Annotated in this window: 7 protein-coding genes; 6 read left to right on the plus strand and 1 reads right to left on the minus strand. The window is 70.4% G+C overall.

The genetic code is table 11. From position 1 onward, the window contains the following. Window positions 1–212: 212 nt before the first annotated feature. Window positions 213–3749: a DNA polymerase III subunit alpha gene (gene dnaE, locus ACIO3O_RS30720; protein ID WP_401751526.1), complete on the plus strand. Its 3537-nt coding sequence runs from the start codon at window positions 213–215 to the stop codon at window positions 3747–3749. A 108-nt stretch (window positions 3750–3857) separates the two neighbouring features. Here dnaE and ACIO3O_RS30725 read toward each other — a convergent pair whose 3' ends face one another. Beyond that, entirely contained in the window at window positions 3858–4019 is a 162-nt protein-coding gene (locus ACIO3O_RS30725) for a hypothetical protein (protein WP_401751527.1), read from the minus strand. A 278-nt stretch (window positions 4020–4297) separates the two neighbouring features. On the opposite strand from ACIO3O_RS30725, the gene ACIO3O_RS30730 reads away from it, so the two are divergent. The 5 genes from ACIO3O_RS30730 to ACIO3O_RS30750 form a co-directional block, all read left to right on the plus strand. Further along, a complete protein-coding gene (locus ACIO3O_RS30730; RefSeq protein ID WP_401751529.1) occupies window positions 4298–5593 on the plus strand; it encodes an NYN domain-containing protein in 1296 nt (431 codons plus the stop codon). A 125-nt stretch (window positions 5594–5718) separates the two neighbouring features. Next, window positions 5719–6756: an ABC transporter ATP-binding protein gene (locus ACIO3O_RS30735; protein ID WP_401751551.1), complete on the plus strand. Its 1038-nt coding sequence runs from the start codon at window positions 5719–5721 to the stop codon at window positions 6754–6756. A 20-nt stretch (window positions 6757–6776) separates the two neighbouring features. Then, window positions 6777–7577, plus strand: coding sequence for an ABC transporter permease (locus ACIO3O_RS30740; RefSeq protein ID WP_401751553.1), 801 nt, complete (start codon window positions 6777–6779; stop codon window positions 7575–7577). 70 nt (window positions 7578–7647) lie between these two features. Further along, window positions 7648–8334: an ABC transporter permease gene (locus ACIO3O_RS30745; RefSeq protein WP_401751531.1), complete on the plus strand. Its 687-nt coding sequence runs from the start codon at window positions 7648–7650 to the stop codon at window positions 8332–8334. 44 nt (window positions 8335–8378) lie between these two features. Continuing rightward, the coding region (locus ACIO3O_RS30750) for a transposase (protein WP_401751533.1) at window positions 8379–8641 on the plus strand (263 nt) is incomplete at its 3' end.

An 8641-nucleotide genomic window follows, 5' to 3' on the forward strand; every position in this document is an offset into this window, starting at 1 on the left:
GCGGGGACTGGTGCGGACGGGGTGCCGGGGGCGCCGGCGGCGTCCGTCGTCACGTCCAACGCACGACCGTACCCCTGAGTGCCCGAGGGGTCAGACGGACTGCCGAAGTGCCCGGCGGAGGGCTGCGGACCCACGGCTTTGTCAGTGGGTGGAAGTAGACTCGGCTCTCGCATCCAACGCCTGTCACCGACCCGCCACCGGAGGCCCCCGCCGTGACCAAGCCGCCCTTTACGCACCTCCACGTCCACACCCAGTACTCGATGCTGGACGGTGCCGCGCGGCTCAAGGACATGTTCAACGCGTGCAATGAAATGGGCATGTCGCACATCGCGATGTCCGACCACGGCAACCTGCACGGGGCGTACGACTTCTTCCACACGGCGCAGAAGGCGGGCGTCACGCCCATCATCGGCATCGAGGCGTACGTCGCCCCGGAGTCCCGCCGCAACAAGCGGAAGATCAAGTGGGGTCAGCCGCACCAGAAGCGCGACGACATCTCCGGCTCCGGCGGTTACACGCACAAGACGATCTGGGCGGCGAACAGCACCGGTCTGCACAACCTCTTCAAGCTGTCCTCCGACGCGTACTCCGAGGGCTGGCTGCAGAAGTGGCCGCGGATGGACCGGGAGACCATCTCCCAGTGGTCCGAGGGGCTCATCGCCTCCACCGGCTGCCCCTCCGGCGAGCTCCAGACCCGGCTGCGGCTCGGCCAGTACGACGAGGCCAAGCAGGCGGCCTCGGACTACCTGGACATCTTCGGCAAGGGCCGGTACTTCCTGGAGCTGATGGACCACGGCATCGAGATCGAGCGCCGGGTCCGCGACGACCTCGTCAAGATCGGCAAGGAACTCGGCATTCCGCCGCTGGTCACGAACGACTCGCACTACACCTACGCGCACGAGGCGTCCGCGCACGACGCCCTGCTGTGCATCCAGACCGGCAAGAACCTCTCCGACCCGGACCGCTTCCGCTTCGACGGCACGGGCTACTACCTGAAGTCCACCGACGAGATGTACGCGGTGGACTCCTCGGACGCCTGGCAGGAGGGCTGCCGCAACACCCTCCTGGTCGCCGAGCAGATCGACACCACCGGGATGTTCGAGAAGCGCGACCTGATGCCGAAGTTCGAGATCCCGGACGGCTTCACCGAGGTCACCTGGTTCCAGGAGGAGGTCCGGGTCGGCATGGAGCGCCGCTACCCGGGCGGCGTCCCCGAGGACCGCCAGAAGCAGGCCGAGTACGAGATGGACACCATCATCTCGATGGGCTTCCCCGGCTACTTCCTCGTCGTCGCCGACTTCATCATGTGGGCCAAGAACCAGGGCATCGCGGTGGGCCCCGGCCGAGGCTCCGCCGCCGGTTCGATCGTCGCGTACGCCATGGGCATCACCGACCTCGACCCGATCACGCACGGCCTGATCTTCGAGCGCTTCCTGAACCCCGAGCGCATCTCCATGCCCGACGTCGACATCGACTTCGACGAGCGCAGGCGCGTCGAGGTGATCCGGTACGTGACGGAGAAGTACGGCTCGGACAAGGTCGCCATGATCGGCACCTACGGCAAGATCAAGGCCAAGAACGCCATCAAGGACTCGGCCCGCGTGCTGGGCTACCCGTACGCGATGGGCGACCGCCTCACCAAGGCCATGCCCGCCGACGTCCTCGGCAAGGGCATCGACCTCTCCGGCATCACCGACCCCAAGCACCCGCGCTACAGCGAGGCGGGCGAGATCCGGGGGATGTACGAGAACGAGGCGGACGTCAAGAAGGTCATCGACACCGCAAAGGGCGTCGAGGGCCTGGTCCGTCAGATGGGTGTGCACGCGGCCGGCGTCATCATGTCCAGCGAGCCCATCGTGGACCACGCCCCGCTGTGGACCCGGCACACCGACGGCGTCACCATCACGCAGTGGGACTACCCGCAGTGCGAGTCGCTCGGCCTGCTCAAGATGGACTTCCTGGGCCTGCGCAACCTGACCATCATGGACGACGCCGTCAAGATGGTCCGCGCCAACAAGGGCATCGACCTGGAGATGCTCGCCCTCGAACTGGACGACCCCAAGACCTTCGAACTGCTCTGCCGCGGTGACACGCTCGGCGTCTTCCAGTTCGACGGCGGCCCCATGCGCTCGCTGCTGAGGCAGATGCAGCCCGACAACTTCGAGGACATTTCCGCCGTCTCGGCCCTGTACCGGCCGGGCCCGATGGGCATGAACTCGCACACGAACTACGCGGAGCGCAAGAACGGCCGCCAGGAGATCACGCCGATCCACCCGGAGCTCGAAGAGCCCCTGAAGGAGACGCTGGGCCTCACCTACGGCCTCATCGTGTACCAGGAGCAGGTGCAGAAGGCCGCCCAGATCATCGCCGGGTACTCCCTCGGCGAGGCCGACATCCTGCGCCGCGTGATGGGCAAGAAGAAGCCTGAGGAGCTGGCGAAGAACTTCGTCCTCTTCCAGGCGGGCGCGAAGAAGAACGGCTACAGCGACCAGGCCATCCAGGCGCTGTGGGACGTGCTGGTGCCGTTCGCCGGATACGCGTTCAACAAGGCGCACTCCTCCGCGTACGGCCTGGTCACGTACTGGACCGCCTACCTGAAGGCGAACTACCCCGCCGAGTACATGGCGGCCCTGCTCACCTCGGTGAAGGACGACAAGGACAAGTCGGCCGTCTACCTCAACGAGTGCCGCCGCATGGGCATCAAGGTGCTCCCGCCGAACGTGAACGAGTCGGAGTCCAACTTCGCCGCCCAGGGCGACGACGTGATCCTCTTCGGCCTCACCGCGATCCGCAACGTCGGCCAGAACGTCGTGGACTCGATCATCCGGATGCGCAAGGCGAAGGGGAAGTACAGCTCCTTCCCCGACTTCCTCGACAAGGTCGAGGCCGTCGTCTGCAACAAGCGCACCGTGGAGTCCCTCATCAAGGCCGGTGCCTTCGACGAGATGGGCCACACCCGCAAGGGCCTGGTCGCCCACCACGAGCCGATGATCGACAACGTGGTGCAGGTCAAGCGCAAGGAGGCCGAGGGCCAGTTCGACCTGTTCGGCGGTGGCGAGGAGGACAGCAGCGAGCCCGGCTTCGGGCTCGACGTGGAGTTCTCCGACATCGAGTGGGAGAAGTCGTACCTGCTCGCGCAGGAGCGCGAGATGCTCGGCCTGTACGTCTCCGACCACCCGCTCTTCGGTCTGGAGCACGTCCTCTCCGACAAGGCGGACGCGGCCATCGCCCAGCTCATGGGCGGTGAGCACTCCGACGGAGCGGTCATCACGGTCGGCGGCATCATCTCCGGCCTCCAGCGCAAGATGACCAAGCAGGGCAACGCCTGGGCCATCGCCACGGTCGAGGACCTGGCGGGCTCCATCGAGTGCATGTTCTTCCCCGCCACCTACCAGCTGGTGTCGACCCAGCTGGTGGAGGACACGGTCGTCTTCGTCAAGGGCCGCCTGGACAAGCGCGAGGACGTGCCGCGGCTGGTCGCGATGGAGCTCCAGGTCCCCGACCTGTCGAACGCGGGGACGAACGCCCCCGTCGTGCTGACCATCCCGACGGTGAAGGTCACCCCGCCGATGATCAGCAAGCTGGGCGACATCCTGTCCCACCACCGGGGCAACACCGAGGTGCGGATCAAGCTCCAGGGGCCGCGCAAGACGACGGTCCTGCGGCTCGACCGGCACCGGGTGACGGCCGACCCGGCGCTCTTCGGCGACCTGAAGGTGCTGCTGGGCCCGAGCTGCCTGGCGGGCTAGGCCCCCCCCGCCTGCCTGCCTGCCCGGCGGGTCAGGCCCTCCGCGTACGCAGCAAGAAGGCGCCCTCCCTGTGCACGGGGAGGGCGCCTTCGCGTATGCCAGAAGTGATCAGTTGTGGCCGAAACGGCGCTGGTGCTTTCGGGCCACGTCCGCCGGGCTGCCCTGCGCCGGGGACTGCGCCTGCGCCTCGAAGGAGCTGCTCTTCTCGGACTGCTGCGAGGCCTTGTCCTGAGCGCTCGGCTGCTTGCGGGAGTTCTTGTTCTTGGCCATGGAATGCCTCCTGAAAGGTGTCGGTGCCAGGGCCGCGACCAGACTCACACAGTGGGACAGACCTCGCATTTTGGATCATTGCCGTACGTAACCGGACGCCATCGGGAGTAACCTGCGCGGTAACTTCACGCATCGCCACGCCGATGATCGAGTTCCGGCCGTTAAGCCTCGCGAGGTCGGGCAGACTCGGTAGAAACCCGTAAAGCCTGCCGATCCTTGTCCTTTGTTTTCGAGATCTTCAACGTTCTTCGAACACTTTTCGAGGTTCCAGAAAGAGGGTGGAACGCGTGGACCGCTGCGTCGTCCTGGTGGACGCCGGCTATCTGCTGGGCGCCGCCGCGAGTCTGCTGGCCGGGGAGCCGGCCCGCTCGCGCATCACCGTCGATCACGCTGCCCTCATCCAGGGCCTGCGCGAACGCGCCGAAGCCGATACGCAGCAGCCGCTGCTGCGCATCTACTGGTTCGACGGCGCCCCCGACCGCGTACCGCAGCCCGAGCACCGGCGACTTCGCGTCATGCCGCGCGTCACCGTCCGGCTGGGCGCCCTGACCCGCAGCGACGGCCGCTGGGCACAGAAGGGCGTGGACGCGGCCATGCACGCGGAGCTGACCGAACTGGCCAGAAATCGCGCCTGCTCCGACATCGTGCTGGTCACCGGCGACGGCGATCTGCTGCCCGGCCTGATGTCCGCCAAGGAACACGGCGTCGCCGTCCACCTCTGGGCCGTGCAGGCCGCCGACGGCGACTACAACCAGTCCGAGGACCTCGTCGCCGAGGCCGACGAGCGCCGGGTCCTGGACCGGGTGTGGATCACCCGCGCGGTCCGGGCCAAGGAGTACGGCGGCATCTGCGCCCCGCCCCCGGCGCCCCGCCCCGAGATCGCCGCCATCCTCTCCGCCCCGCTCCCGGAGTCCGCGCTCGCCGCCCAGGCGGAGGCGCAGGCCCGCGTCGAGGCCCAGGCCCGCGCCGAGACCGCCCGCGTCAACGGCACCCCGGCCCCCGCCCGCAACGGCTCCGCCGAAGCGCCCGCCGCCGCGCCCGGCCGCACCGTACCCACCCCGAAGGACCTCGCGGGACTGCGTGGTCCCGGCACCCAGGCCGCCCAGCACCCCGGGCACGCCCCGCAGCAGCCCCCGGCGACCAGCGCCACCCTGCGCTGGTCCTCCGACAAGGGGTGGGTGGAGCGCCCCGGCTCCGGGCCCGCCCTCGGCGAGCCCCCCGAAACGGCGTCCCTGCCCACCCTCGCCCAGCTCACCAGCGCCGAGCAGCGCTGGGCGGACCGCGAGGAGGACATCACCACCGTCGGCGGCGACCCCTTCGAGGTCGGCCAGGTCTTCGCCCGCCGCTGGATGGAACGCCTCCCGGAGCCGGTCCACACCCAGAAGCTCTCCACCATGTACCCGCGCATCCCGCACCGCATCGACGGCGAGCTGCTGCGGTACGCGGCCCGCTTCGGCCTCCTCGCGCACAAGGACGACCAGATCGACGAGCACGACCGGTACGCGATCCGGGCGGGCTTCTGGCGCGAGATCGACGTCCGGGCGGCGGCGGAGCACGCGACGGTCGCGGACTGAGCCATTTCAAGATCTGGGGCGAATGCACCGGAACCGGTACGCCACAGGAGGGACCCGGCGGAGAGCGCGCCGCCGGTGACCCCGTAAGGTCGTGGCTCGTGAGTACGGGCAGCGGCGCGCCGCAAGTGGAGCCGGCGGAGACGACGGGCACGGCCTCGGCGCCGCACGACACGGATGTCGTGTGCGCGGTCGAAGGCCTGGTCAAGGTGTACGCCGCCGCGCGCGCCCGGCGCGGCGCGGCCGCCGTGCCCGAGGTGCGGGCCAGCGACGGCATCTCCCTGACCGTCCGCCGCGGCGAGATCTTCGGCCTGCTGGGCCCCAACGGCGCGGGCAAGACCACCCTCGTGCGCCAGCTCACCGGCCTGATGCGCCCCGACGCGGGCACCGTCTCCGTCCTCGGCCACGACCTGGTGCGCCACCCCGAACGCGCCTCCCGCCTGCTCGCCTACCTCGGCCAGGAGAGCAGTGCTCTCGACGAGCTGACCGTGTCCCTGGCCGTGGAGACCACCGGCCGGCTGCGCGGACTCACCCGCAAGCAGGCGTGCGCCGAGCGCGACGACGTACTCGAAGAACTGGCGCTCACCCCGCTCGCGGGCAAGGCGCTCAAGAAGCTCTCCGGCGGTCAGCGCCGCCTGGCCTGCTTCGCGACCGTCCTGGTCGGGGAGCGGCCGGTGCTGGTCCTGGACGAGCCGACCACCGGCATGGACCCGGTCGCCCGGCGCGCCGTCTGGTCGGCCGTCGACCGGCGGCGGGCCGAACGCGGCGCGACCGTCCTGCTGGTCACCCACAACGTGATCGAGGCCGAGACCGTCCTCGACCGGGTCGCCGTCCTGGACCGCGGCAGGGTCATCGCCTGCGACACCCCCGCCGGGCTCAAGGCGCACGTCGCCGACGAGGTCAGGCTCGAACTGGTGTGGCGGGAGCGGGCCCCCCTCGACGTTCCCGAGGTCGCGGCCCTGCGCGAGCTGGGCGCCGGAGTGCAGGAGTCCGGCCGCCGCTGGACGCTGCGGCTGGCGCCGGACGAGGCGCGGGCCGCGGTCGCCGCGGTCACCTCGGGTGCGGCGTTCGCCGCACTCGACGACTTCACGCTGGCCACCCCGAGCCTGGAGGACGTGTACCTCGCGCTCGGCGGCGGACGTACGGAAGGGCTGGTCAAGGCGTGAGCGCAGGATCGATCGAGGCGGTGGGTACGACGAGGTCCGCAGCGGTCCGCGACGCATCGGCGACGGCCGGGGAGCTCGCCCCCGCCGCGCGCTTCCTGCCCTCCCTCGCGGCCGTGTACCGGGCGCAGCTCTCCCGGGCCCGGGTGGCGCGCATCCCGCTGCTGTTCGTGGCGACGTTCCAGTCCGTCGGGATCATGATCCTGATGCGGGGCGTCGTGGACGGGGGCGGCGAGGCGCGGGCGGTCGTGGCCGGGTCCAGCGTGCTGGTCGTCGCTTTTGTCGCGCTCAACCTGCTCGCCCAGTACTTCGGCCAGTTGCGGGCCAGCGGCGGCCTCGACCACTACGCGACGCTGCCCGTGCCGCCCGCATCGGTGGTGCTGGGCGCGGCGGGCGCGTACGCCTCCTTCACGGTGCCCGGGACGGTCGTCACGGCGGGCATCGGCTGTGTGCTCTTCGACCTGCCGATGGGGCACGTGTGGGTGCTCGCGGCGGTCATCCCGCTGGCCGGGGCGGCGCTCGCCGGGCTCGGCGCGGTGCTCGGGCTGCTCGCACCCAAGCCCGAACTGGCCACGCTGCTCGGCCAGTTGGGGATGTCGGCGGCGCTGCTGCTGGGGGTGCTCCCGGCCGAGCGAATGCCGCTGCTGATCCAGTACGCACGGGACCTGCTGCCCTCCACGTACGGGGTGCAGGCCTTCGCCCGCACCTTCGACGCGCACCCGGACTGGGCGGCGGTCGGCCTCGACCTGGCGGTCTGTGCCGGTGTCGGCGTGGTGTCGCTCGCCGTCGCCACGTGGGCGTACCGGAGGGCGGCGGTCCGTTGAGGGCGGATGTCCCGGGGCCCGGTGGGCGTCCGGTGAGGCGTCGCCCGCAAGGGCCTGGCACGATGTCAGGGTGACCGCTCCTCTGACACCGCCTCACCAGCCTTCGCCGCACGACCCCTGGCAGACGCCCGAGGGGGCGACCGACACGGCGTACCCGCCGGCCGGGGACGCGCCCGACCGCTCCGCCGAACTGGCCACGGACATCCGCAAGGCCCTGGTCGTGCTGGTCGTGACCGCCGTGCTGGGGCTGCTGCTCGGCGCGCTGTGGGCGTGGCTGGCGCCGAAGGTGCCGCTGATCTCGACCGACAAGGCGGTCTTCCTCAAGGACACCGAGGGGGAGGAGGCCGCGGGCGCCGACGGCGTCTTTGTGCTGCTGTCGCTGGGCCTGGGCCTGCTGACCGGACTCGGGGCCTTCCTCTTCCACCGGCGCGGCGGGATTCCGATGGTCGTCGCCATCGCGCTGGGCGCGCTCATGGGGGCGTGGCTGGGGTGGATGGCCGGGGGCTGGTTCGGGCCGACGGCGGACGTGGTCGCGCAGGCGAAGGCGGTGGGGGTCGGGGTGGTCTTCGACGCGCCGCTGAAGCTGGGGGCGAAGGGGGCGTTGCTGGCGTGGGCCTTTGTGGGGGTGCTGGTGCACTTGGGGCTGACGGCGGTGTGGGGCGTGCGGGATCCGGAGCCGGAGTTCGAGTGGGGGGCGTATTACGGCGTGCCGGCCGGGGCGGGCCCCGCGCACGAGGCTTCGCCGCCGTCGGCCTAGGGCCTGTCGTCAAATGGTGATCTTGAGTGGTGGATCATGGTCGGGTGATACGCCGCCATGAACTGTCCGATGCCGAGTGGGAGTTCGTCCGGCCGTTGCTGCCCGTGTCCTTGCGGGGGCGCAAGCGGCTGGACGACCGGAGGGTCCTGAACGGGATCGTGTGGAAGTTCCGTACCGGGACGGCCTGGCGGGACGTGCCCGAGCGGTACGGGCCGTGGGCCACGCTCCACACCCGTTTCCGCCGGTGGGCGAAGGACGGCACGTTCGAGCGGATGCTGCGGGCCGCGCAGGCGAAGGCGGACGCGGC

It is taken from the genome of Streptomyces sp. NPDC087440, from assembly GCF_044744005.1.
Classification (GTDB): Bacteria; Actinomycetota; Actinomycetes; order Streptomycetales; family Streptomycetaceae; genus Streptomyces.